The 23,713-nt window shown below is 67.1% G+C and carries 34 protein-coding genes; all 34 read right to left on the minus strand.

Translation table 11 applies throughout. The annotated features are described in order from the left end of the window. Window positions 1-25 precede the first annotated feature (25 nt). On the minus strand, window positions 26-139 hold the full coding sequence (gene rpmJ, locus Dac01nite_RS07800; protein WP_062069916.1) for a 50S ribosomal protein L36: 114 nt from the start codon (window positions 137-139) through the stop codon (window positions 26-28). A gap of 51 nt (window positions 140-190) precedes the next feature. After that, a complete protein-coding gene (gene infA / locus Dac01nite_RS07805) occupies window positions 191-412 on the minus strand; it encodes a translation initiation factor IF-1 (protein ID WP_061960952.1) in 222 nt (73 codons plus the stop codon). Window positions 413-532: 120 nt separating this feature from the next. Continuing rightward, window positions 533-841 carry a hypothetical protein gene (locus tag Dac01nite_RS07810; protein ID WP_203655525.1) on the minus strand — a complete coding sequence of 103 codons (309 nt, stop codon included), beginning with the start codon at window positions 839-841 and terminating at the stop codon, window positions 533-535. Between the two features lie 177 nt (window positions 842-1,018). Continuing rightward, complete coding sequence (locus Dac01nite_RS07815; protein ID WP_203655527.1) at window positions 1,019-1,699, minus strand: hypothetical protein; 681 nt, start codon at window positions 1,697-1,699, stop codon at window positions 1,019-1,021. A gap of 110 nt (window positions 1,700-1,809) precedes the next feature. Beyond that, window positions 1,810-2,364, minus strand: a complete 555-nt coding sequence (locus tag Dac01nite_RS07820; protein ID WP_203655529.1) for a hypothetical protein — start codon at window positions 2,362-2,364, stop codon at window positions 1,810-1,812. A 148-nt stretch (window positions 2,365-2,512) separates the two neighbouring features. Further along, window positions 2,513-3,325: a type I methionyl aminopeptidase gene (map, locus tag Dac01nite_RS07825; protein WP_203655537.1), complete on the minus strand. Its 813-nt coding sequence runs from the start codon at window positions 3,323-3,325 to the stop codon at window positions 2,513-2,515. A 3-nt stretch (window positions 3,326-3,328) separates the two neighbouring features. Continuing rightward, the gene (locus Dac01nite_RS07830) at window positions 3,329-3,895 is read right to left on the minus strand and encodes an adenylate kinase (RefSeq protein WP_203655539.1); all 567 of its coding nucleotides are present in this window, start codon (window positions 3,893-3,895) and stop codon (window positions 3,329-3,331) included. Beyond that, window positions 3,895-5,193, minus strand: a complete 1,299-nt coding sequence (secY, locus tag Dac01nite_RS07835; protein ID WP_203655541.1) for a preprotein translocase subunit SecY — start codon at window positions 5,191-5,193, stop codon at window positions 3,895-3,897. The genes Dac01nite_RS07830 and secY overlap by 1 nt, the downstream gene beginning before the upstream one ends. A gap of 78 nt (window positions 5,194-5,271) precedes the next feature. Next, the gene (gene rplO, locus Dac01nite_RS07840; RefSeq protein ID WP_203655543.1) at window positions 5,272-6,009 is read right to left on the minus strand and encodes a 50S ribosomal protein L15; all 738 of its coding nucleotides are present in this window, start codon (window positions 6,007-6,009) and stop codon (window positions 5,272-5,274) included. Continuing rightward, window positions 6,009-6,191 carry a 50S ribosomal protein L30 gene (rpmD, locus tag Dac01nite_RS07845; RefSeq protein WP_203655551.1) on the minus strand — a complete coding sequence of 61 codons (183 nt, stop codon included), beginning with the start codon at window positions 6,189-6,191 and terminating at the stop codon, window positions 6,009-6,011. Before rpmD ends, rplO begins: the two co-directional genes overlap by 1 nt. Continuing rightward, complete coding sequence (gene rpsE, locus Dac01nite_RS07850) at window positions 6,191-6,751, minus strand: 30S ribosomal protein S5 (protein WP_203655576.1); 561 nt, start codon at window positions 6,749-6,751, stop codon at window positions 6,191-6,193. The genes rpmD and rpsE overlap by 1 nt, the downstream gene beginning before the upstream one ends. Window positions 6,752-6,775: 24 nt before the next feature. Continuing rightward, window positions 6,776-7,147 carry a 50S ribosomal protein L18 gene (rplR, locus tag Dac01nite_RS07855; RefSeq protein WP_203655578.1) on the minus strand — a complete coding sequence of 124 codons (372 nt, stop codon included), beginning with the start codon at window positions 7,145-7,147 and terminating at the stop codon, window positions 6,776-6,778. Window positions 7,148-7,150: 3 nt separating this feature from the next. Continuing rightward, window positions 7,151-7,687: a 50S ribosomal protein L6 gene (gene rplF / locus Dac01nite_RS07860; RefSeq protein WP_203655580.1), complete on the minus strand. Its 537-nt coding sequence runs from the start codon at window positions 7,685-7,687 to the stop codon at window positions 7,151-7,153. Window positions 7,688-7,705: 18 nt separating this feature from the next. Beyond that, window positions 7,706-8,104, minus strand: coding sequence for a 30S ribosomal protein S8 (rpsH, locus tag Dac01nite_RS07865; protein WP_203655582.1), 399 nt, complete (start codon window positions 8,102-8,104; stop codon window positions 7,706-7,708). A 57-nt stretch (window positions 8,105-8,161) separates the two neighbouring features. Further along, window positions 8,162-8,347, minus strand: coding sequence for a type Z 30S ribosomal protein S14 (locus tag Dac01nite_RS07870; protein WP_084105079.1), 186 nt, complete (start codon window positions 8,345-8,347; stop codon window positions 8,162-8,164). A gap of 3 nt (window positions 8,348-8,350) precedes the next feature. Further along, a complete protein-coding gene (gene rplE / locus Dac01nite_RS07875) occupies window positions 8,351-8,911 on the minus strand; it encodes a 50S ribosomal protein L5 (protein ID WP_203655584.1) in 561 nt (186 codons plus the stop codon). Further along, the gene (gene rplX / locus Dac01nite_RS07880) at window positions 8,908-9,249 is read right to left on the minus strand and encodes a 50S ribosomal protein L24 (protein ID WP_203655586.1); all 342 of its coding nucleotides are present in this window, start codon (window positions 9,247-9,249) and stop codon (window positions 8,908-8,910) included. The genes rplE and rplX overlap by 4 nt, the downstream gene beginning before the upstream one ends. After that, window positions 9,249-9,623, minus strand: coding sequence for a 50S ribosomal protein L14 (gene rplN, locus Dac01nite_RS07885; RefSeq protein ID WP_203655588.1), 375 nt, complete (start codon window positions 9,621-9,623; stop codon window positions 9,249-9,251). The genes rplX and rplN overlap by 1 nt, the downstream gene beginning before the upstream one ends. Window positions 9,624-9,684: 61 nt before the next feature. Next, a complete protein-coding gene (gene rpsQ / locus Dac01nite_RS07890; RefSeq protein ID WP_203655595.1) occupies window positions 9,685-9,972 on the minus strand; it encodes a 30S ribosomal protein S17 in 288 nt (95 codons plus the stop codon). A 12-nt stretch (window positions 9,973-9,984) separates the two neighbouring features. Continuing rightward, complete coding sequence (rpmC, locus tag Dac01nite_RS07895; protein ID WP_203655597.1) at window positions 9,985-10,227, minus strand: 50S ribosomal protein L29; 243 nt, start codon at window positions 10,225-10,227, stop codon at window positions 9,985-9,987. After that, on the minus strand, window positions 10,227-10,646 hold the full coding sequence (gene rplP / locus Dac01nite_RS07900; RefSeq protein WP_203655605.1) for a 50S ribosomal protein L16: 420 nt from the start codon (window positions 10,644-10,646) through the stop codon (window positions 10,227-10,229). The genes rpmC and rplP overlap by 1 nt, the downstream gene beginning before the upstream one ends. 3 nt (window positions 10,647-10,649) lie before the next feature. Continuing rightward, complete coding sequence (rpsC, locus tag Dac01nite_RS07905; RefSeq protein ID WP_203655607.1) at window positions 10,650-11,471, minus strand: 30S ribosomal protein S3; 822 nt, start codon at window positions 11,469-11,471, stop codon at window positions 10,650-10,652. Beyond that, entirely contained in the window at window positions 11,471-11,836 is a 366-nt protein-coding gene (rplV, locus tag Dac01nite_RS07910) for a 50S ribosomal protein L22 (protein ID WP_203655617.1), read from the minus strand. Before rplV ends, rpsC begins: the two co-directional genes overlap by 1 nt. A 30-nt stretch (window positions 11,837-11,866) precedes the next feature. After that, window positions 11,867-12,145 (minus strand): 30S ribosomal protein S19, encoded by a 279-nt coding sequence (rpsS, locus tag Dac01nite_RS07915; protein ID WP_203655619.1) that lies wholly within the window; start codon window positions 12,143-12,145, stop codon window positions 11,867-11,869. Window positions 12,146-12,157: 12 nt separating this feature from the next. Continuing rightward, window positions 12,158-12,994, minus strand: coding sequence for a 50S ribosomal protein L2 (gene rplB, locus Dac01nite_RS07920; protein WP_203655621.1), 837 nt, complete (start codon window positions 12,992-12,994; stop codon window positions 12,158-12,160). 18 nt (window positions 12,995-13,012) lie between these two features. After that, the gene (gene rplW / locus Dac01nite_RS07925; protein ID WP_203655623.1) at window positions 13,013-13,318 is read right to left on the minus strand and encodes a 50S ribosomal protein L23; all 306 of its coding nucleotides are present in this window, start codon (window positions 13,316-13,318) and stop codon (window positions 13,013-13,015) included. A gap of 1 nt (window position 13,319) precedes the next feature. Beyond that, window positions 13,320-14,006: a 50S ribosomal protein L4 gene (rplD, locus tag Dac01nite_RS07930; RefSeq protein WP_203655625.1), complete on the minus strand. Its 687-nt coding sequence runs from the start codon at window positions 14,004-14,006 to the stop codon at window positions 13,320-13,322. 4 nt (window positions 14,007-14,010) lie between these two features. Next, a complete protein-coding gene (gene rplC / locus Dac01nite_RS07935) occupies window positions 14,011-14,673 on the minus strand; it encodes a 50S ribosomal protein L3 (RefSeq protein WP_203655627.1) in 663 nt (220 codons plus the stop codon). Between the two features lie 26 nt (window positions 14,674-14,699). Beyond that, entirely contained in the window at window positions 14,700-15,008 is a 309-nt protein-coding gene (rpsJ, locus tag Dac01nite_RS07940) for a 30S ribosomal protein S10 (protein WP_042213186.1), read from the minus strand. Window positions 15,009-15,330: 322 nt separating this feature from the next. Next, entirely contained in the window at window positions 15,331-16,521 is a 1,191-nt protein-coding gene (tuf, locus tag Dac01nite_RS07945) for an elongation factor Tu (protein ID WP_203655629.1), read from the minus strand. Between the two features lie 121 nt (window positions 16,522-16,642). Continuing rightward, window positions 16,643-18,757 (minus strand): elongation factor G, encoded by a 2,115-nt coding sequence (fusA, locus tag Dac01nite_RS07950; RefSeq protein ID WP_203655631.1) that lies wholly within the window; start codon window positions 18,755-18,757, stop codon window positions 16,643-16,645. Between the two features lie 39 nt (window positions 18,758-18,796). Then, on the minus strand, window positions 18,797-19,267 hold the full coding sequence (gene rpsG, locus Dac01nite_RS07955; protein WP_203655639.1) for a 30S ribosomal protein S7: 471 nt from the start codon (window positions 19,265-19,267) through the stop codon (window positions 18,797-18,799). Continuing rightward, the gene (gene rpsL, locus Dac01nite_RS07960; RefSeq protein WP_203655641.1) at window positions 19,267-19,641 is read right to left on the minus strand and encodes a 30S ribosomal protein S12; all 375 of its coding nucleotides are present in this window, start codon (window positions 19,639-19,641) and stop codon (window positions 19,267-19,269) included. The genes rpsG and rpsL overlap by 1 nt, the downstream gene beginning before the upstream one ends. 192 nt (window positions 19,642-19,833) lie before the next feature. Further along, window positions 19,834-23,709, minus strand: coding sequence for a DNA-directed RNA polymerase subunit beta' (locus tag Dac01nite_RS07965; protein WP_203655643.1), 3,876 nt, complete (start codon window positions 23,707-23,709; stop codon window positions 19,834-19,836). Window positions 23,710-23,713: the final 4 nt, after the last annotated feature.

Here is a 23,713-nt window from a genome sequence, read left to right on the forward strand (position 1 = left end):
TGAACGAGGTCTTCTCTGGTGTTGTCTAGCCCTGACGCTGCTTGTGGCGCAGGTTCTCGCAGATGACCATGACTCGGCCATTGCGACGGATCACCTTGCACTTGTCGCAGATCGGCTTGACGCTCGGCTTAACCTTCATGTTTCTTCCTGACGCTCGGCACGCGAAACGCTCGCAGCGTGCCTGCGACGATCACTTGTAGCGGTAGACGATGCGGCCGCGGGACAGGTCGTACGGGCTCAACTCGACCACTACGCGGTCCTCGGGGAGGATCCGGATGTAGTGCTGTCGCATCTTGCCTGAGATGTGTGCGAGGACGAGATGACCATTGGTCAGCTCCACACGGAAGGAGGCGTTAGGAAGCGCCTCCACGACCGTGCCCTCGACCTCGATGACGCCGTCTTTCTTGGCCATGGACTCCACTCACGTTGATTGGTGTGTTCGGGCGCGCGAAAACGCCCGACGCATCACTATACGCGAATGGAGAGACCTTCTCAACCGGCGGCACCGGTGCCGCGGCTGGCGGCCGTGCCGTCAGCGGAAGCTGTTGCGCAGCCGCTGCACCGCGGCGTCCGAGATCGCCGTCACGCGATGGTCGGCCAGGTTGCGGACCACGGAGGACGGCGTCCGGGGGTTCCCGATGAGCGCGCGCAGCACGTGCTGATCGTGATCGTGCCCCAGCGAGATCAGAGCGGCGACAGGGCAGTCGGATCGCGAGGCGATCGCGGCGCGGACCTGCGCGCTGCGATGCACTGCGAGCCGGAGCAGCTCCGCGCTGGCCAGGTCCGGGTCGAGCGCCTTCGCGACATCCTCGGATGCACCACGTGCAGGGGAGATGCCCACTGACCTTCCTCCTTCGCCCACGGATCCTCGTGGATGACTGCGGCTGTGCCGCCACTCTAGGCACCCTGGCCGTGGCGTGCGAGACACTGTGAGAAATCCGACAAATGCCGCGACACGCGTCGCGCCCGGGGCGCCGCGGCACCGCAGAGCACGACCGCCAGGCGAGGCGGCCGCGTCTCAACCGGTCGCCGGGTGGGGGCCCTCCGGAAGCAGGCCTTCGATGCGCCGCTCCGCCTCTGGCGCGGAGCGCCGTGGCGGGCGGCCCACCGCCGGGCGCGGCGCATAGGTGTGGGGCGCGTTGCGGCGGGCGGGGGCGCTCCCCTCGTCCGCCTTGGCCGGCTGCTCCCCCGCTCGGTCGCGCAGCTCGAACGGCAGCGCCGAGGGATCCGCCGGAGTCGGCGCAGGAGTCTGCGCGATCTCGGCGGCGACGCGCTGGGCGACGTGCCTCACATCGGCCTTGCGGTGTCGTGACAGAGCCGCGCGCACATGCGCTGGGGTCGAGACGTTCCGGGCGACCGCCTTGAGGACCGCCACCTCACGGTCGCGGGCGAGGTGCTCGAGTATCGCGGCGTTCGCTCCGGCATTGGCCGCCGCCGCGACCCTCACAGGAGTGCGGGCATCGTGGGCGAGAGTGGCGAGCACCGCCATGGGACAGTCAGGACGGCGCGCGAGCGCCTCCCTCACCCCGGCATCGCGATGATGCGCCAGCTCGGCGAATCGCGAACGCGGCAGATCCGCGCCGGCGGCCTCGTGACGCTCGGGCGACTCGTGACGCTGCTCCCCCGTCGAGACCCCGATCCCCGAGCTCGCCATGAAGGCGCGCGACCAGGAGCCGTCGTCGCGGTGCCCATCTGCCATGCGTCGCCTCCCAGCCGATTCGGAGCGACGATACGGAGGTCAGATGACCGTGCCTTGACGACTCGCTTGCGGCCAGATGAACATTCGGCATGCCCGCGGCCCAGAGGCCATCAGGCCTCTTCCGCGGGAAGGAATCCCCGCACGGGAGCCGTGCGCACGGGCCTCGGGCCACCCTGATCGTGCAGCGACACCTGCTGGCTGCGCATGGGGACCACATCAGCCATGGGCTCGCGCTCGCGCAGCTCCGGGGTGCCGTGATCGACGGACTCGTGCACCGGCGCCAGCTCGTCGAGCCGTCGCACCGCGTGGGAGCGCACCTCGTCCTTGCGGTGGAAGGCCAGCCTCTCCACGATCCCTGCGGGGACCTGGGGGTTCGCGATCACGGCGTGCAGCACCTCGACATGCCTGTCCGTGGACAGATGCTCGAGCACGGGCTCGGTGGCGGCGGGGTTCGCGGCCAGCGCTGCGCGGACCTCGGTCGCACGATCGTGCGCCAGTCCCACCATGGTGCCCAGCGGCAGGTCGCCACGCTGGGCGATCACCTCTCGCACCACCGCGTTGCGGCCGCTCGCGAGCGACTGCACCATCGTACGAGTGAGATCGGGCTTGCCGGCGAGCTCGACCTCGTCGCTCGCGCCGGGCGCATAGTTGAATCCGCGTGCCATGGTGGTGCCTCCGGTGCGCGTCCGCTCCCTGGGGCTGGGAGCAGTGCTCGCGTGACTCACGCTAGCGACGCGCCGTTGCGGACCGATGGCCCTGGTGTAACGATCCGGTGACCCGCCGTGGACTTCGTCACACGCCGCGGCGCACGCCTCAGCCCAGGGGCGCGGGCGTGACGCCCCACGGAGCGAGGCCGGCAGCGCCCCCGTCGGACGCGGTGAGGACCCAGATGCCGTCCTCGTGCACGGCGATCGAGTGCTCCCAGTGAGCCCCGCGCGAGCCGTCGGCGGACACGATGGTCCAGTCATCGTCGAGGACGGTGGACTCCGAGGTGCCCAGGACCGTCATCGGCTCGATGGCGACGCACATGCCTGGACGGACGCGTGCCCCGCGACCGCGCGCGCGGTAGTTCAGCACGTCCGGTGGCTGGTGCATCGCGGTGCCGATGCCGTGGCCCACGTACCCCACCAGGGGATGGAGGCCTGCCGCATCGGTCACGTCCTCGATGGCGGCGGAGACCTCGTCGAGGCGCTTCGCTGTCGCGAGAGCGGCGATGCCTGCCCACAGGGATCGACGGGTCTGCTCGACGAGCCGCGCATCGGCCTCGGACAGCGGCTCGCCCACGATCAGGCTGATCGCGGAGTCGCCGTGCCAGCCGTCGACGATCGCGCCGCAGTCGATGGACACCACATCTCCTGGCTCGAGCACGCGCTCGCCGGGGATGCCGTGCACGACCTCCTCGTTGACGGACACGCAGGCCGTGGCGGGGAAGCCGTGGTAGCCCAGGAAGTTGGAGGTGGCGCCGGCGTTCGCGATCACCGCGGCCGCCGCTGCCTCCACGTGGCCGGTGGTGGCGCCTGCGACGGCGGCGGCGCGAGCGGCCGCCAGGGCCTGCTCGACGATCACGCCTGCGCGGGCCATCACCCGCATCTGGTCGCGGGTCTTGTACTCGATGCGGTCAGCCACGCGTCAGCGGGACTCGGCGGCGGCGACGATGCGCTCGGTGACCTCGTCGATCTCGCCCAGGCCGTCGATCTGCACGAGCAGGCCACGTCCTTCGTAGTACGCAGAGACGGGAGCGGTCTGCAGCGCGTACACCTCGAGGCGCTTGCGGATCACGGGCTCGGTGTCGTCCTCGCGCCCCTCGATCTCGGCGCGCTTGAGCAGCCGAGCGGTCACGGCATCCGCGTCCGCGGTGATCTCGATAGCGACGTCCAGCTCGACGCCGAGATCGCTGAGCATCGACTCGAGCTCCACGGCCTGGTCCGGGTTGCGGGGGTAGCCGTCGAGCAGGAAGCCGTCGCCGAGGTCGTCCTGCGACAGGCGGTCGCGGACCATGGCGTTCGTGACCTCGTCAGGAACGAGGGCACCCGCGGACATGTACTCCTGGGCCTTGCGTCCCAGCTCGGTGCTGCCCTGCACGTTCGCGCGGAAGATGTCTCCGGTCGAGATGGCCGGGATGCCCCAGCGCTCGGCCAGGCGCGCGGCCTGCGTGCCCTTGCCTGCTCCGGGAGGTCCGAGGAGAACGGTGCGCATTACTTCAGGAACCCTTCGTAGTGGCGCTGCTCCAGCTGCGACTGGATGCGCTTGACGGTGTCGAGTCCCACACCCACCAGGATGAGGATCGACGCTCCGCCGAACGGGATGGAGGTGCTCAGACCCAAGGCGACGAAGGTCACCGTGGGGATCAGCGCCACTGCGGCGAGGTAGAGCGAGCCGGCGGCGGTGATGCGGGACAGCACATAGGACAGGAAGTCCGCGGTGGGCTCTCCGGGTCGAATGCCGGGGATGAACCCGCCGTACTTCTTCATGTTGTCCGCGACGTCGTTCGGGTTGAAGGTGATCGCGGTGTAGAAGTAGGCGAAGAAGATGATGAGCAGGATGTACAGCGCGATGTTCAGCGGCGATGCCGGGTCCGCCACGTTGTCGCGCAGCCAGATCACCCAGTCGGACGAGTCCTCGCCGGTGAACTGGATGATCACCTGCGGGAGCATCAGCAGCGACGAGGCGAAGATCACCGGGATGATGCCGGCCATGTTGATCTTGATCGGGATGTAGGTGGAGGAGCCGCCGAGCATGCGACGTCCCACCATGCGCTTGGCGTACTGCACCGGGATGCGGCGCTGCGACTGCTCGACGAACACGACGGCGGCGATCACGACGAGCACCACGATGCCGACGATGATCGCGTTCGACAGCCCGTTGGAGGAGTTCCAGATCGCGGAGGCCACGCCGGGGAACGAGGCTGCGATCGAGGTGAAGATCAGCAGCGACATGCCGTTGCCGACGCCACGCTCGGTGATCCGCTCGCCCAGCCACATGATCAGCACGGTGCCGGCGGTCATCGTCAGCACCATGACGGCGATGACGTTCCACGAGTCGTTGGGGATGATCGGCAGCGTGCAGTCGGGGAAGAAGACGTTGTTGCGCGCCATGGTGATGTAGGACGCGGACTGCAGGGCCGCGAAGCCGACCGTGATGTAGCGCGTGTACTGGGTGAGCTTCGCCTGGCCCTCCTGGCCCTCCTTGTAGAGGGCCTCGAAGCGCGGGATGAGCACGCGCAGGAGCTGGACCATGATCGACGCCGTGATATACGGCATGATGCCCAGCGCGAAGATCGACAGCTGCAGCAGGGCGCCGCCGGAGAACAGGTTGAGGACCTCGAACGCCGAGTTGGTCGAGGAGATGTTCGCGCACTGCTGCACGTTCTCGTAGCTCACGCCGGGGGTCGGGATGGAGACACCCAGGCGATAGATCGCAAGGATGCCCAGGGTGAAGAGCAGCTTGTTGCGCAGGTCAGGGGTGCGGAAAGCACTCAGGAAGCCACTCAGCATTGATCCTCCACGGTGGTGGGCTGTGCGTATGCAGACGTCGGGGCGGGCCGCACGATGCTGTGCGGCCCGCCCTCGACTCTAGCCCTCGTTGACCGAGCCGCCTGCAGCCTCGATCTTGGTCTTCGCCGACTGCGAAACCTTGTCGGCGTCGACGATGGTCACCTTGACCGCGATGTCGCCCTCGCCCAGCACCTTGACGGGCTGGTTCTTGCGGACGGCACCCTTGGCCACCAGGTCTGCCTTCGTCACGTCGCCGCCCTTGGGGAACAGCTCGGCGATCTGCGAGACGTTGACGACCTGGTAGGTCACCTTGAACGGGTTCTTGAAGCCAGGCAGCTTCGGGATGCGCATGTGGATGGGCGTCTGACCACCCTCGAAGCGCTCGGGCACCTGGTAGCGAGCGCCCGTGCCCTTGGTGCCGCGGCCAGCCGTCTTGCCCTTGGACGCCTCACCACGACCCACGCGGGTCTTGCGGGTGTGCGCGCCCTCGGCGGGACGGAGGTGGTGCATCTTGAGCGTGGTCACCTTGGCCTCCGCGGGAGCCTTGTCGGCAGCGGGCTTCTTGGCAGCAGCCTTCGAAGCTGCGGGCTTCTTGGCAGCAGCCTTGGAGTCCGCGGCCGTGCTGTCGGCAGCCGTCGCCTTCGAAGCGGCAGGCTTCTTGGCGGCAGGCTTCTTCTCCGCAGCGGCCTTCGAAGCGGCAGGCTTCTTGGCAGCGGGCTTCTTGGCAGCCGGCTTCTTCTCAGCGGCGGCCTTCGAAGCTGCGGGCTTCTTGGCAGCCGGCTTCTTCTCGGCAGCGGCCTTCTTGTCCTCAGCCATTACTCCACCTCCTCGACGACGACCAGGTGGTCGACCGCCTTGACCATCCCGCGGATCTCGGGACGGTCCTCCTTCACGACGATGTCGCCGATGCGCTTGAGACCGAGCGAACGCAGGGTCTCGCGGTGCTGCGGCTTGATGCCGATCGTCGACTTCTTCTGCTGGACCTTGAGCCGAGCCATCACTTCACCCCCGCTGCCTGGGCGCGGAGCATCGCGGCCGGAGCCACGTCCTCCACGGCCTTGCCACGGCGAGCCGCGACGGCCTCGGGACGCTCGAGACGCTTGAGGGCGTCCACGGTCGCGTGCACGATGTTGATCGCGTTCGACGAGCCGAGCGACTTCGACAGGATGTCGTGCACGCCGGCGCACTCGAGCACCGCGCGCACCGGACCACCGGCGATCACACCGGTACCGGGGGACGCGGGTCGCAGGTACACGACACCCGCAGCGGCCTCACCCTGCACGGCGTGCGGGATGGTGCCCTGGATGCGGGGCACGCGGAAGAAGCTGCGCTTGGCCTCCTCGACGCCCTTGGAGATAGCCGCGGGCACCTCCTTGGCCTTGCCGTAGCCCACGCCCACGTTGCCCTCGCCGTCACCGACGACGACCAGCGCGGTGAAGCTGAAGCGACGTCCGCCCTTGACGACCTTGGACACGCGGTTGATGGTCACCACGCGCTCGATGAACTTGTTGTCAGGCTCGTTGCCGCGACGATTGTCGCGGCGGTTGTTGTCAGCCATACGAATTCCTTTCGTGGTCCCGGCCTACAGAGCCAGGCCACCCTCTCGGGCGCCGTCTGCGACCGCGGCCACACGACCGTGGTACTTGTTGCCTCCGCGGTCGAACACCACGGTGCCGATGCCGGCGGCCTTGGCGCGCTCGGCGACGAGCTCGCCCACCTTGGTGGCCTTCGCCGTCTTGTCACCGTCGAGCGAGCGAACGTCCGCCTCGAGGGTGGAGGCCGACACGAGGGTCTTGCCCACGGTGTCGTCGACGATCTGGGCGACCATGTGACGGGACGAGCGGGTCACGACCAGGCGCGGACGCGCGGTCGTGCCGGAGATCTTCTTGCGAAGGCGGAAGTGGCGGCGCTTGCGCTGGACCGTCTTCCCCTTGCCCTTGATGGTGATGCTCATGGCTTACTTACCCGTCTTTCCTGCCTTGCGGCGCACGTGCTCGCCCGCGTAGCGGACGCCCTTGCCCTTATAGGGCTCCGGGGGCCGCACCTTGCGGATGTTGGCGGCGACCTCGCCGACCTGCTGCTTGTCGATGCCCGCGACCGAGAACTTGGTGGGGCCCTCGACAGCGAACGTGATTCCCTCCGGAGGAGCGATGATCACGGGGTGCGAGAAGCCCAGAGCGAACTCCAGCTCCTGGCCCTTGAGCGCGACGCGGTAACCCGTGCCGACGATCTCGAGCTTCTTCTCGTAGCCGTTGGTGACGCCTTCGACCATGTTCGAGATGAGCGTGCGGGTGAGGCCGTGGAGCGACTTGGCGACGCGCTCGTCGTTGGGACGCTTGACGGCGATGCCCTCGTCGCCCTTCTCCACGGTGATGGGCGAGGCGACCGTGTGGCTCAGGGTGCCCTTGGGGCCCTTGACCGTGACCACGGCGCCGTCGATGGTGATGTCCACTCCGGAGGGAACCGGAACGGGGTACTTGCCGATGCGTGACATAGCTTTCTTCCTTTCCGCTTACCAGACGAACGCGACGACCTCGCCGCCGACGCCCTTCTTCTCGGCCTCGCGGTCGGTCAGCAGACCGGAGGAGGTGGACAGGATGGCCACGCCCAGGCCGCCGAGAACCTTGGGAAGGTTCGTCGACTTCGCGTAAACGCGGAGGCCGGGCTTGGAGACACGGCGGACGCCGGCGAGCGAACGCTCGCGGTTGGGTCCGTACTTGAGGGTCAGCGTGAGCGTCTTGCCCACCTCTGCGTCGGCGGTCTCCGAGCCGGAGATGTATCCCTCGGCCTCCAGGATCGTGGCGATGTTCGCCTTGAGCTTGGAGTGCGGCATGGACACCGTCTCGTGGTAGGCCGAGTTGGCGTTGCGCAGACGGGTCAGCATGTCTGCGATGGGGTCAGTCATCGTCATGAGTCTTGAACTCTTCCTCGCCGTGGTATCCGCGTCGCGGACCTGCGGCGTTGTTGTTTACCAGCTGCTCTTGGTGATTCCGGGAAGCTCACCTGCGTGAGCCATCTCGCGGAAGCACACGCGGCAGAGGCCGAACTTGCGGTACACCGAGTGCGGACGTCCGCACTTCTGGCACCGGGTGTAGGCGCGGACCGCGAACTTGGGCTTGCGGTTGGCCTTGTTCTTCAGCGCAGTCTTGGCCATGTGTCACTTCTCCTTGAACGGGAAGCCCAGCTGCTTGAGCAGCGAGCGACCCTCGTCGTCCGTGGTCGCGGTGGTCACCACGGTGATGTCCATGCCGCGGACGCGGTCGATCTTGTCCTGGTCGATCTCGTGAAACATGGACTGCTCCGTGAGGCCGAAGGTGTAGTTGCCGTTGCCGTCGAACTGCTTGGGGCTCAGTCCGCGGAAGTCGCGGATGCGCGGCAGCGCGATCGACAGCAGGCGGTCGAGGAACTCCCACATGCGGTCGCCACGCAGCGTGACGTGCGCGCCGATGGGCTGGCCCTCACGAAGCTTGAACTGGGCGATCGACTTGCGGGCCTTCGTCACCTGCGGCTTCTGGCCGGTGATGGCGGTGAGGTCCTGGATCGCGCCCTCGATGAGCTTCGAGTCCTTGGCCGCGTCTCCGACACCCATGTTGACGACGATCTTGGTCAGACCGGCAACCTGGTTGACGTTCTCGTGGCCGAACTCCTCCTGGAGCTTGGCGATGATCTCGCCGCGGTACTTCTCCTTGAGCCGCGGCTGAGCCGTTGCGGTGCTCATTCGACGTCCTTACCCGAGCGCTTGGCCACGCGCACACGCTTGGTGCGAGTGCGGCCGTCCTGCTCGACCTCCTCCGTGCGGTAGCCCACACGAGTGCCCTTCTTGGTCTCCGGGTCCACGAGCATCACGTTCGAGATGTGCAGCGACGCCTCAGAGGTGACGATGCCACCCGACTGGTTGTCGCGAGTCGTGCCCGGCTTGATGTGCTTGGTGACGCGCTGGACGCCCTCGACGATCACACGGTCGTTCTCCGTGATGACCTCGAGAACGCGGCCCTGCTGGCCACGGTCGCGTCCGGCGATGACGACCACGAGGTCGCCCTTCTTGATCTTCGCCATCAGATGACCTCCGGTGCGAGCGAGATGATCTTCATGAACTTCTTGTCACGCAGCTCGCGGCCCACGGGGCCGAAGATGCGCGTGCCACGGGGCTCGCCACCCTCGGAGCCCTTGAGGATCACTGCGGCGTTCTCATCGAACTTGATGTACGAGCCGTCGGGACGACGGCGCTCCTTGGCGGTGCGGACGACGACGGCCTTGACCACGTCGCCCTTCTTCACGTTGCCGCCCGGGATCGCATCCTTGACGGTGGCGACGATGATGTCGCCAATGCCGGCGTAACGGCGCTTGGAGCCGCCGAGCACGCGAATGACAAGGATCTCCTTGGCACCCGTGTTGTCGGCGACGCGAAGCCGCGACTCCTGCTGAATCATGTCTGTCTCCTGTCGTCTGGTTCTCGCTCAGCGGTGCTGACCGAGCCTGGTCGAACGTTCGTTACTTGGCCTTCTCGACGATCTCGACCAGGCGCCACCGCTTGGAAGCGGACAGCGGACGGGTCTCCATCACGACCACGAGGTCGCCGATGCCGGCAGTGTTGTTCTCGTCGTGCGCCTTGATCTTGCTGTTGCGGCGCAGAACCTTGCCGTAGAGGGGGTGCTTGACGCGGTCCTCGACCTCGACGGTGATCGTCTTGTCCATCTTGTCGCTGACGACGTAGCCGCGGCGCGTCTTGCGATACGCGCGGTGCTCGGCCGTGGCCGTCGCGTGCTTGTTACTCGACATTGTCGTACTTCCTTACTCGGCCGACGCCGTGGGCGCCGTCCGGATGCCGAGCTCACGCTCGCGCAGGATCGTGTAGATGCGGGCGATGTCGCGCTTCACGGCCTTGAGGCGGCCGTGGCTCTCGAGCTGGCCCGTGGCCGACTGGAAGCGCAGGTTGAACAGCTCTTCCTTGGCCTTCTTGAGCTCCTCCGCGAGGCGCTCGTTCTCCATAGCGTCCAGCTCGGACGGCATGAGGGACTTGGTACCGATAGCCATCAGATGTCACCACCCTCACGGGTCACGAAACGGGTCTTCATGGGCAGCTTGTGCTGAGCGCGACGCAGCGCCTCGCGAGCCAGGGGCTCGTCGACGCCGGCCAGCTCGAACATCACGCGACCCGGCTTGATGTTGGCGACCCACCACTCGGGGGAACCCTTACCGGAGCCCATGCGGACCTCGGCGGGCTTCTTGGTCAGCGGGCGGTCGGGGTAGATGTTGATCCACACCTTTCCACCACGCTTGATGTGGCGCGTCATCGCGATACGAGCGGCCTCGATCTGGCGGTTCGTGACGTAGGCGGGCTCGAGAGCCTGAATGCCGTAGTCGCCGAACGACACCTCGGTGCCGCCCTTGGCAGCACCCGACCGCTTGGGGTGGTGCTGCTTGCGGTGCTTCACTCGACGGGGAATGAGCATGGCTTAGCCTTCCTTCCCTGCGTCGGCCTTGGGGGCCTCGGCAGCGGCAGGCGCATCGGCCTTGGGGGCCTCAGCGGACTGACGGGGGGCGCCGTCACGACGGGGGCCGCGGTCGGCGCCGCGGTCGCCACGACCACGGCCACGCTGCGGACGAGGGGCCTTGGCCTGCTCGGCCGCCCACTCCTTCTCCGTCATGTCGCCCTTGTAGATCCAGACCTTGACACCGATGATGCCGAAGGTGGTGCGGGCCTCGAAGAAGCCGTAGTCGATGTTCGCGCGGAGCGTGTGCAGGGGCACGCGGCCCTCGCGGTAGAACTCCGAGCGCGACATCTCCGCGCCACCGAGGCGGCCGGAGCACTGCACGCGGATGCCCTTGGCGCCGGCGCGCAGCGCGGACTGGATGCCCTTGCGCATGGCACGACGGAACGACACGCGGGACGCGAGCTGCTCGGCGATGCCCTGAGCGACCAGCTGGGCGTCGATCTCAGCGTTCTTCACCTCGAGGATGTTCAGCTGGACCTGCTTGCCCGTGAGCTTCTCGAGGTTCGCGCGAAGCTTGTCGGCCTCGGCGCCGCGGCGACCGATCACGATGCCCGGACGGGCGGTGTGAAGGTCCACGCGGACACGCTCACGCGTGCGCTCGATCTCGACCTTGGAGACGCCTGCGCGCTCGAGGCCCTGCGACATGAGCTTGCGGATCTTGACGTCCTCGTCCACGTAGTCGCGGTAGCGCTCGCCCTTCTTGGTCGAGTCCGCGAACCAACGCGAGCGGTGGTCGGTGGTGATACCCAGGCGGTAGCCGTGCGGGTTGATCTTCTGACCCATTACTTGGCCCCTTCCTTGACCGGCGTCGCCACCGTCACGCTGATGTGACTGGTGCGCTTGAGAATGCGGTTCGCGCGGCCCTGGGCACGCGGCTGGATGCGCTTCATGGTCGGGCCCTCGTCGACCGTGATCGCGGCGATCACGAGCTCGGACTCGTCGAAGCGCTCCCCTGCTGCGTCCGCCTTGACCCGCGCGTTGGCGACCGCCGACTCGATGAGCTTGCGCACATCGGTGGCGACTGCCTGCGGCTGGAACTTCAGCGAGGCGATCGCCTCGGTGGCGTTCTGCCCGCGGACCAGGTTCACGACACGGCGAGCCTTCTGGGCGGTCACGCGAACGTATCGCGTCTGCGCCTTGGCTTCCATCTCTACTCCTCTTACCTACGCTCGGGCGCCTTAGCGGCGGCCCTTGCGGTCGTCCTTCACGTGGCCCTTGAACGTGCGGGTGGGGGCGAACTCGCCGAGCTTGTGCCCGACCATCGCCTCGGTCACGAACACGGGAACGTGCTTGCGACCGTCATGCACGGCAAAGGTGTGTCCCAGGAAATCCGGGGTGATCACGCTGCGGCGCGACCAGGTCTTGATGACGTTCTTCGTACCCGCCTCGTTCTGGGCGTCCACCTTCTTCTGCAGGTGGTCGTCGACGAAGGGGCCCTTCTTCAGACTGCGTGGCATTCTTCAGGCTCCTTAGCGCTTCTTGCCAGTACGACGGCGGCGGACGATGAGCTTGTCGGACTCCTTGCCCGGCTTGCGGGTGCGGCCCTCGGGCTTGCCCCACGGCGAGACGGGGTGGCGACCACCGGACGTCTTGCCCTCACCACCACCGTGCGGGTGGTCGACCGGGTTCATGACGACACCACGGACGGTCGGGCGCTTGCCCTTCCAACGCATGCGGCCGGCCTTGCCCCAGTTGATGTTGGACTGCTCGGCGTTGCCCACCTCGCCGACGGTCGCGCGGCAGCGCGCGTCGACGTTGCGGATCTCGCCGGAGGGCATGCGCAGCTGCGCGAAGCGCCCCTCCTTGGCGACCAGCTGCACCGAGGCGCCCGCGGAGCGGGCGATCTTGGCGCCGCCACCCGGCTTGAGCTCGATCGCGTGGATGACAGTACCGACGGGGATGTTGCGCAGCGGCAGGTTGTTGCCGGGCTTGATGTCCGCCCCGGCACCGGCCTCGACGGCCGCGCCCTGCGCGAGCTTGTCCGGCGCGATGATGTAGCGCTTCTCGCCGTCCGCGTAGTGCAGGAGCGCGATGCGCGCCGTGCGGTTGGGGTCGTACTCGATGTGAGCGACGGTGGCAGGCACGCCGTCCTTGTCGTGACGACGGAAGTCGATCACGCGGTAGGCGCGCTTGTGGCCGCCACCCTGGTGACGGGTGGTGATGCGGCCCGTGTTGTTGCGGCCGCCCTTCTTGTGCAGAGGACGCGTCAGCGACTTCTCGGGCTCCGAACGGGTCACCTCGACGAAGTCGGCGACCGACGAGCCACGGCGGCCCGGCGTCGTCGGCTTGTACTTGCGAATAGCCATGAGATTCCTGTTCCTTGCCTAGCCCACGTGGCCAGAGAAGACGTCGAGGGCCTCGCCGCCACCGACGGTGACGATCGCGCGCTTGACATCCTTGCGCTTGCCCATGCCGAAGCGAGTCCGGCGGGTCTTGCCCTTGCGGTTGATGGTGTTGACGGAGACGACCTTGACGCCGAAGATCTGCTCGACCGCGATCTTGATCTCGGTCTTGTTGGCGCGAGGGTCGACCTCGAAGGTGTACTTGCCCTCATCCATGAGCGAGTAGCTCTTCTCCGACACGATGGGTCGGATCAGGATGTCGCGGGGGTTCTTGTTCAGCGTGGTCACGTTAGTTCTCCTCCGCCTCGGACTCGGTCGCGACGGCGGTCGCCGACTTGCCCTTGACCGGGCCAGCGAGGAAGGCCTCGAGGGCGCCGGTCGTGAAGACGGTGTCGTCGTTCACGAGCACGTCGTAGGTGTTGAGCTGGTCCACGGCGAGCACGTGCACGGCTGCCGCGTTGCGGAGCGACTTCCACGCGATCTGGTCGGCACGCTCGAGCACCACGAGGGCACGACGGCCATCGGTGATCGAGGACAGCGCCGCCAGAGCGGTGCTCGTGGACGGGACGTCACCCTTCACAAGCGACTCGACCACGTGCACACGGCCCGCGCGAGCGCGGTCCGAGAGCGCGCCACGGAGGGCGGCGGCCTTCATCTTCTTGGGGGTGCGCTGCGAGTAGTCGCGCGGCTGCGGGCCGTGGACGGTGCCACCGCCAGCGAACTGGGGCGCGCGGATCGAGCCCTGACGGGCGCGGCCGGTGCCCTTCTGCTTGTACGGCTTGCGGCCACCACCCGCGACCTCGCCGCGAGTCTTGGTGGAGTGGGTTCCCTGGCGGGCGGCGGCGCGCTGGGCGACCACGACCTGGTGGATCAGGGGGACGTTGGTGACGACGTCGAACACCTCGGCGGGAAGCTCGGCGGTGCCGGCCTTCTTGCCTGCGGCGTCGAGCACGTCGACGGTCTGTGCATCAGCCATGGTGTCACGCACCCTTCACAGCGGAGCGGATGAGGACGACCCCGCCCTTGTTGCCGGGAACCGCGCCCTTGACGAGCAGCAGACCCTTCTCGGCGTCGACCGAGTGGACGGTGAGGTTCTGGACGGTCTTGCGGTCGTTACCCATGCGGCCGGCCATCTTGAGGCCACGGAACACGCGCGACGGCGTCGAGGCGCCGCCGATCGATCCGGGCTTGCGGTGGTTGCGGTGAGCACCGTGGGAGGCGCCGACGCCGGCGAAGCCGTGACGCTTCATGACACCGGCGGTGCCCTTCCCCTTGGTGGTGCCGGTCACGTCGACCTTCTGACCTGCCTCGAACACCTCAGCGGTGAGCTCCTGGCCCAGCGAGTAGTCGGCGGCGTCAGCGGTGCGGACCTCGGCCACGTGGCGGCGCGGCGTGACGCCAGCTGCCTCGAAGTGGCCCTTGAGGGGGTCCGTCACACGACGGGGGTCAACAGTGCCGAACGCGAGCTGGACGGCCTCGTAGCCGTCGCGCTCAGCGTTGCGCACCTGGGTCACGACGTTGGTGTCGACCTGGACGACGGTCACCGGGATGACCCGGCCTTCCTCGTCCCACACCTGCGTCATGCCCAGCTTCGTACCCAGCAGCGCACGGACGGTGCGCTGGGCATTGGAAGTCGTAGTCATGGTGCTTGGTTTCCTTTACGTCAGCTCTAGAGCTTGATCTCGATGTTCACGTCCGCGGGCAGGTCGAGACGCATGAGCGAGTCGACGGCCTTGGGCGTGGGGTCCACGATGTCGATGAGGCGCTTGTGGGTGCGCATCTCGAAGTGCTCGCGGGAGTCCTTGTACTTGTGCGGCGAACGGATCACACAGAACACGTTCTTCTCCGTCGGGAGCGGCACGGGGCCGACCACCGAGGCGCCGGCGCGCGTGACCGTCTCGACGATCTTGCGGGCGGAGGAGTCGATGACCTCGTGGTCATAGCTCTTCAGCCGAATGCGGATCTTCTGTCCCGCCATGGCGTGGTTCTGCCTTTTCTCTCGTACGACTTGTGGTCCCTCACCTCCGACCCCCGCGCTCGGGCGTGTCGCGTATTCGCGACGCACTGGCGCGCTTCTCGATCTCTCGAGTAGTCGTGGGTGAGTGTGCGGCTGCCCGCAGAAGGCAACCTGAATATTGTGCCAGATTTCGGCCCGCGACGCCAACCGAGAGGGTGGCGGCCACGGATTGCGCGCAAGGTCCCTGCCACGGGGCGCCCTACGGCGACCCGTCCCAGGCCCTACGCGCCGATGCGGGGCCTGACCCGAGAGCCAGGCCCCGCATCGGAAGGGCGTCGAGGAACTACTTGACGATCTTGGTGACCGTGCCGGAGCCGACGGTGCGGCCGCCCTCGCGGATCGCGAAGCCCTGACCCTCCTCGAGGGCGATCGGCTGGATGAGCTCGACCGACATCTCGGTGGTGTCGCCGGGCATGACCATGTCGGTGCCCTCGGGCAGCGTGATCACGCCGGTCACATCCGTGGTGCGGATGTAGAACTGCGGGCGGTAGTTCGTGTAGAAGGGGTTGTGGCGGCCACCCTCATCCTTGTTGAGGATGTAGACCTTGCCCTCGAAGTTGGTGTGCGGCGTGGTGGTGCCGGGCTGGACCACGACCTGGCCACGCTCGACGTCCTCGCGCTTGGTTCCACGCAGGAGCAGACCGCAGTTCTCGCCGGCCCACGCCTCGTCCATCTGCTTGTGGAACATCTCGATGCCCGTGACGGTGGTCTTCTGGGGCTCGCGGATGCCGAGGATCTCGACGTCCGAGTTGATCGCGAGCTTGCCGCGCTCCACCTTGCCGGTGACGACGGTGCCACGACCGGTGATCGTGAAGACGTCCTCGACAGGCATGAGGAAGGGCTTGTCCATGTCACGCACGGGCTCCGGGACGTTCTCGTCCACGGCGTTCATGAGGTCCTGGACCGACTTGACCCACTTCTCGTCGCCCTCGAGCGCCTTCAGCGCCGAGACCTGGATGACGGGAGCGTCGTCGCCGTCGAAGCCCTGCGACGACAGCAGCTCGCGGACCTCCATCTCGACGAGGTCGAGGATCTCCTCGTCGTCGACCATGTCGGACTTGTTCAGCGCGACCAGCAGGTACGGGACGCCGACCTGCTTGGCGAGCAGCACGTGCTCGCGCGTCTGGGCCATGGGACCGTCGGTCGCGGCGACCACGAGGATCGCGCCGTCCATCTGGGCGGCACCGGTGATCATGTTCTTGATGTAGTCAGCGTGACCCGGGGCGTCGACGTGCGCGTAGTGGCGCTTCTCGGTCTGGTACTCGATGTGCGCGATGTTGATCGTGATGCCGCGCTCGCGCTCCTCAGGGGCCTTGTCGATGTCCTCGAAAGGCGTGAAGGGGTTGAGGTCCGGGTACAGGTCGTGCAGGACCTTCGAGATGGCAGCGGTCAGCGTCGTCTTACCGTGGTCGACGTGACCGATGGTGCCGATGTTGACGTGCGGCTTGGTCCGCTCGAACTTGGCCTTAGCCATGAGGTGTTCCTCCTGATTAGTGAGACTCGGGTAAAGATGCTAATCCCTGGGGGGCCTGCGAGGCCATTCGGGGCTTCATCCCTACTGGTCGTTGTATTTATCTAGTTTTCAACCGGTGGGACTACTCGCCCCGGGTCTTTGCGATGATCTCGTCGGCGACAGCCTTGGGGACCTCCGCATAGCTGTCGAAGGACATCGAGTACACCGCGCGGCCTGAGGTCTTCGACCGCAGGTCACCGACGTAACCGAACATCTCCGACAGCGGAACCAGCGCGTCGACGACCTTGACGCCGGCGGCGTCGGACATCTGGCGGATCTGGCCGCGGCGCGAGTTGATGTCGCCGATGACGTCGCCCATGTACTCCTCGGGCGTGCGCACCTCGACGGCCATCATCGGCTCGAGCAGCACGGGCTTCGCGAGGCGCGCAGCCTCCTTGAAGGCCATCGAGCCGGCGATCTTGAACGCCATCTCCGAGGAGTCGACGTCGTGGTACTGACCATCGAGCAGCGTCGCCTTCACGCCCACGACGGGGTAGCCGGCCTGGATGCCCAGCTCCATCGCGCTCTGCATGCCGGCATCCACCGAGGGGATGTACTCACGGGGGACGCGGCCACCGGTGACGGCGTTCACGAACTCGTACTGGACCTCGGCGTCGGCCGCGAGGGGCTCGAGCGAGATCTGCACCTTCGCGAACTGGCCGGATCCACCGGTCTGCTTCTTGTGCGTGTAGTCGTACTTGTCGACCGTCTTGCGGATGGTCTCGCGGTAGGCCACCTGCGGCTTGCCCACGTTGGCGTCGACCTTGAACTCGCGCTTCATGCGGTCCACGAGGATGTCCAGGTGGAGCTCGCCCATGCCGCCGATGACGGTCTGGCCGGTCTCCTCGTCCAGGCGCACGCGGAAGGTCGGGTCCTCCTCGGCGAGCTTCTGGATCGCGATGGACAGCTTCTCCTGGTCGCCCTTCGTCTTGGGCTCGATCGCCACGTCGATGACGGGCTCGGGGAAGGTCATGGACTCGAGGACGACCTGGTGGTTCGGGTTGCACAGCGTGTCGCCCGTGGTGGTGTCCTTGAGGCCGATCACCGCGTAGATGTGGCCCGCCTGGATGGTCTCGACCGGGTTCTCCTTGTTGGCGTGCATCTGGAAGAGCTTTCCGATGCGCTCCTTCTTGCCCTTGGTCGAGTTGACGACCTGGTCACCCGTCTCGAGGTGGCCGGAGTAGACGCGGACGTAGGTGAGACGACCGAAGAACGGGTGCGCGACCACCTTGAACGCGAGGGCCGCGAAGGGCTCCTCGGCATCCGCGTGGCGCTCGATGATGAGCTCCTCGTCCTTGACGTCGTGGCCCTGGATGGCGGGGACGTCGAGCGGGCCGGGGAGGTAGTCGATCACGGCGTCGAGCATGGGCTGCACGCCGCGGTTCTTGAACGCCGAGCCACACAGGACGGGGTAGATGTCCGAGTTGATCGTGAGCTTGCGGATGCCCGCCTTGATCTCCTCGAGCGTCAGCTCCTCGCCGCCCAGGTACTTCTCGAGCAGCTCGTCGTCGGCCTCCGCGACGGCCTCGAGGAGCATGGCGCGGTACTCGTCCGCCTTGTCCTGGAGGTCCGCGGGGATCTCGGTGGTCTCGTAGGTCGCACCCATGGTCACGTCGCCCTTGGCGTCGCCGGGCCACACCTTGGCGTTCATCTCGACCAGGTCGACGATGCCGACGAAGTCGTTCTCCGCGCCGATGGGCAGCTGGATGACCAGCGGCTTGGCGCCCAGGCGGTTGATGATCGTGTCCACGGTGAAGTAGAAGTCCGCGCCCAGCTTGTCCATCTTGTTGACGAAGCAGATGCGGGGGACGTCGTACTTGTCGGCCTGGCGCCACACGGTCTCGGACTGGGGCTCCACGCCCTCCTTGCCGTCGAAGACCGCGACCGCGCCGTCGAGGACGCGCAGCGAGCGCTCGACCTCGACCGTGAAGTCCACGTGACCCGGGGTGTCGATGATGTTGATCTGGTTCTTGTCCCAGAAGCAGGTCACCGCGGCCGAGGTGATCGTGATGCCGCGCTCCTGCTCCTGCTCCATCCAGTCGGTCGTCGACGCACCGTCGTGGGTCTCACCGATCTTGTAGTTCACACCCGTGTAGAACAGGATGCGCTCGGTGGTGGTGGTCTTGCCGGCGTCGATGTGCGCCATGATGCCGATGTTGCGGACCTTCGTGAGGTCCGTGAGCACGTCCTGTGCCACGAGTGGTTCTCCTTGGTTCTCTGTCGAACGCGGCGGCGACTACCAGCGGTAGTGCGCGAACGCCTTGTTCGACTCGGCCATCTTGTGCATGTCCTCGCGACGCTTCACCGCGGCGCCGAGGCCGTTGGAAGCGTCGAGGATCTCGTTCATGAGCCGCTCGGTCATGGTCTTCTCGCGGCGTGCGCGAGAGAAGTCGACGAGCCAGCGCAGCGCCAGCGTGGTCGAGCGCGTGGGGCGCACGTCCACCGGGACCTGGTAGGTCGCGCCACCGACGCGGCGGCTGCGGACCTCGAGCGCGGGGCGGATGTTCTCCAGCGCGCGCTTGAGGACCGTGACGGCGTCCTGGCCGGACTTCTCGGCGACGCCCGCGAGGGCGCCGTACACGATGGCCTCGGCCGTCGACTTCTTGCCGTCGAGCAGCACCTTGTTGATGAGCTGGGTGACGACGGGGGCGCCGTGCACCGGGTCGTTGATGATGGGCCGCTTCGGGGCCGGTCCCTTGCGAGGCATTACTTCTTCTCCCTCTTCGCGCCATAGCGGCTGCGGGCCTGCTGGCGGCCCTTGACACCCTGGGTGTCGAGCGAGCCGCGGACGATCTTGTAGCGAACACCGGGCAGGTCCTTCACACGACCGCCGCGGACGAGCACGATCGAGTGCTCCTGAAGGTTGTGGCCCTCACCCGGGATGTAGGCCGTGACCTCGATGCCCGTGGACAGGCGCACGCGAGCGACCTTGCGCAGAGCCGAGTTCGGCTTCTTAGGCGTGGTCGTGTAGACGCGCGTGCACACGCCGCGACGCTGGGGGCTCGCCTTGAGCGCCGGCGTCTTGGTCTTGCCGGCCTTGGGGTGCCGGCCCTTCCTGACCAGCTGCTGAATCGTAGGCACTACATCTCCGTCTGTTGTATGTTGCGAAACTCGTGATGGTCCGACCCCCGCGCCCGGGCGTGTCGTTCCAGTGGTGAGCACGTCCGACTGGGCGCGCTGGAGGGCCCGACGACGCGGGCACGAGTATCAACGATACCCGTGACCCGCGCCCTCGTCAAAGCGGAGCAGGCGCGCCCCGCGGCCCGGACGGTGCTACTCGCGAGGAATGTCGAACTCCTCGAGCGGCACGGCCTCGCCGGTGCCCTCCGAGAAGTACTGTCCGTCCCACTCCTCGTACCCGAAGGTCGGGAACAGGTTGGCCTTGGCCTCCTCGGTGGGCTCGACCGTCGCGGTCCGGTACTGGTGCAGTCCGGTTCCCGCAGGGATGAGCTTTCCGAGGATGACGTTCTCCTTGAGACCCAGCAGCGGGTCCGACTTGCCGGACATCGCCGCCTCGGTGAGGACGCGGGTGGTCTCCTGGAAGGAGGCCGCCGACAGCCACGACTCGGTCGCGAGCGACGCCTTGGTGATGCCCATGAGCTCGGGGCGGGCCGATGCCGGCTTGCCGCCCTTCGTCACGGTCTCACGGTTGGCGGTCTCGAAGCGCGAGCGCTCCGCGAGCTCGCCCGGCAGCAGCGGGGCGTCGCCGGCCTCGAGGACCGTCACGCGACGCAGCATCTGACGGACGATGACCTCGATGTGCTTGTCGTGGATCTCCACGCCCTGCGAGCGGTAGACCTCCTGGACCTCGTCCACCAGGTGCTTCTGGGTGGCACGGGGCCCAAGGATGCGCAGCACGCTCTTGGGGTCGACGGCGCCGGCCACGAGCTGCTGGCCCACCTCGACGCGCTCGCCGTCCTGCACGAGCAGGCGCGAACGCTTGGTGACCGGGTACTCGAAGGGCTCGTCGCCGCCGTCGGGCATGACCACGAGTCGACGCGTCGCCTCGGAGTCGTCCACCTTGAGCGTTCCCGCGACCTCGGAGATCGGGGCCTCACCCTTGGGGGTGCGGGCCTCGAACAGCTCCTGGACGCGGGGCAGACCCTGCGTGATGTCGTCCGCAGATGCCACACCACCGGTGTGGAAGGTGCGCATCGTCAGCTGCGTTCCGGGCTCGCCGATCGACTGGGCCGCGACGATGCCGACGGCCTCGCCGATGTCGACCAGCTCACGGGTCGCCAACGAGCGGCCGTAGCACTTGGCACAGGTGCCCACGGCGGACTCGCAGGTCAGGACCGAGCGGACCTTGACCTCCTCGATGCCCTCCGCGATCAGCGCGTCGATGAGGACGTCGCCGATGTCCGCGCCAGCGGTGCCGATGACCGCGCCCGACGCGTCGAGCACGTCGGTCGCAAGCGTGCGGGCGAAGACCGAGGTCTCCACGCGCTCGTGCTTGACCTTCTCGCCGCCGGCCGTGGTCTCCACGATCGGCATGGCCAGGCCACGCTCGGTGCCGCAGTCGGCCTCGCGGACGATGACGTCCTGCGAGACGTCGACCAGACGACGCGTGAGGTAGCCGGAGTCGGCGGTGCGCAGTGCCGTGTCCGCCAGGCCCTTGCGGGCTCCGTGCGTTGCGATGAAGTACTCGAGGACGGACAGTCCCTCGCGGTAGTTCGACTTGATCGGACGCGGGATGATCTCACCCTTGGGGTTGGCCACCAGGCCGCGCATGCCGGCGATCTGACGGACCTGCATCCAGTTACCACGCGCACCCGAGCCGACCATGGTGTGGACGGTGTTGTGCTTGGGGAAGTTCTCCCGCATGGAGCGGTCGACCTCGTTCGTCGCCTGGGTCCAGATCTCGATGAGCTCCTGACGGCGCTCGTCATCCGTGATCAGACCGGTCTCGAACTGCTCCTGGACCTTGACGGCCTGAGCCTCGTAGCGCTCCAGGATCTCCTGCTTGTTCGGAGGAGTCGCGACATCGCCGATGCCGATCGTCACGCCCGAGCGGGTCGCCCAGTGGAAGCCGGCTGCCTTGAGCGCGTCCAGCGAGGCAGCGACCTCGACCTTGGGATAGCGCTCGGCGAGCTCGTTGACGATGCCGCCGAGGATCTTCTTGTCCACGTCGCGGTTGACGTAAGGGAAGGAGACCGGGAGCAGCTCGTTGAACAGCGCGCGACCCAGCGTGGTGGTGAGCGTGTAGGGCTCGCCCTCGATGTGGCCCTCGGGCAGCTCGACGCCCAGCGGCGGGATGGTGTCGCCATCCACGCGCAGGCGAATCTCGGCGTTGAGCGAGATGTCGCCGGAGTCGAACGCCATCCGTGCCTCGCTGACCGAGCTGAACGAGCGGCCCTCGCCCTTCTCGCCCTCCTTGCCCAGGGACAGGTGGTACAGGCCGATGATCATGTCCTGCGAGGGCATGGTCACCGGACGGCCGTCCGAGGGCTTGAGGATGTTGTTGCTCGAGAGCATCAGCACGCGGGCCTCCGCCTGCGCCTCCGCGCTCAGCGGCAGGTGCACGGCCATCTGGTCACCATCGAAGTCGGCGTTGAACGCGCCGCACACGAGCGGGTGGAGGTGGATGGCCTTGCCCTCGACGAGCTGGGGCTCGAACGCCTGGATGCCCAGTCGGTGCAGCGTGGGCGCACGGTTCAGCAGCACCGGGTGCTCGGTGATGACCTCCTCGAGCACGTCCCAGACCTCGGGACGCGAGCGCTCGACCATGCGCTTGGCGGACTTGATGTTCTGCGCGTGGTTGAGCTCGACCAGTCGCTTCATGACGAACGGCTTGAAGAGCTCGAGCGCCATCTGCTTGGGCAGACCGCACTGGTGCAGCTTGAGCTGGGGACCCACCACGATGACCGAGCGGCCGGAGTAGTCGACGCGCTTGCCCAGGAGGTTCTGGCGGAAGCGTCCCTGCTTGCCCTTGAGCATGTCCGAGATGGACTTGAGGGGACGGTTGCCAGGACCCGTGACGGGACGGCCGCGGCGGCCGTTGTCGAACAGGGCGTCCACCGCCTCCTGCAGCATGCGCTTCTCGTTGTTCACGATGATCTCGGGGGCACCGAGGTCGAGCAGGCGCTTGAGGCGGTTGTTGCGGTTGATGACGCGGCGGTAGAGGTCGTTGAGGTCGGAGGTCGCGAAGCGACCGCCGTCCAGCTGGACCATGGGACGCAGGTCCGGCGGGATGACCGGAACTGCGTCCAGCACCATGCCCACGGGCGAGTTGGTGGTAGTCAGGAACGCGTTGACCACCTTGAGGCGCTTGAGCGCGCGCGTCTTGCGCTGGCCCTTGCCGTTCGCGATGGTGTCGCGCAGGCTCTCGGCCTCGGCCTCGAGGTCGAAAGTCTGCAGGCGCTTCTGGATCGCCTCGGCGCCCATCGAGCCCTTGAAGTACGAGCCGTAGCGGCGCGACAGCTCGCGGTAGAGCAGCTCGTCGCCCTCGAGGTCCTGGACCTTGAGGTTCGCGAAGCGGTCGAAGACCTGGTCGAGGCGGTCGATCTCGGCGTCCGCGCGCTTGCGCAGGTTCGCCATCTCCCGCTCGGCGCCGTCCTTGACCTTGCGCTTCGCATCGGCCTTGGCGCCCTCGGCCTCGAGCTCCGCGATGTCCTTCTCCAGCTTCTCGGCGCGGGCGTTGATGTCCGCGTCGCGCTGGTTCGCGATGAGCTTCTTCTCCTTCTCGATCTCGTTGCGGAGCTTCGGAAGGTCCTCGTGACGGCCGTCCTCGTCCACCTCGGTCACCATGTAGGCGGCGAAGTAGATGACCTTCTCGAGGTCCTTGGGGGCCAGGTCGAGGAGGTACCCCAGGCGCGACGGGACGCCCTTGAAGTACCAGATGTGGGTCACGGGAGCGGCGAGCTCGATGTGGCCCATGCGCTCACGACGCACGCGGGAGCGGGTCACCTCGACGCCGCAGCGCTCGCAGATGATGCCGCGGTAGCGGACGCGCTTGTACTTGCCGCAGCCGCACTCCCAGTCACGGGTGGGACCGAAGATCTTCTCGCAGAAGAGTCCGTCCTTCTCCGGCTTGAGCGTGCGGTAGTTGATCGTCTCGGGCTTCTTCACCTCGCCATGCGACCAGGTGCGGATGTCCTCCGCCGTGGCCAGACCGATGCGGAGGTCGCCGAACTCATTGACATCGAGCACAGTC

The organism is Demequina activiva, assembly GCF_016862815.1.
Taxonomy (GTDB): Bacteria; Actinomycetota; Actinomycetes; order Actinomycetales; family Demequinaceae; genus Demequina; species Demequina activiva.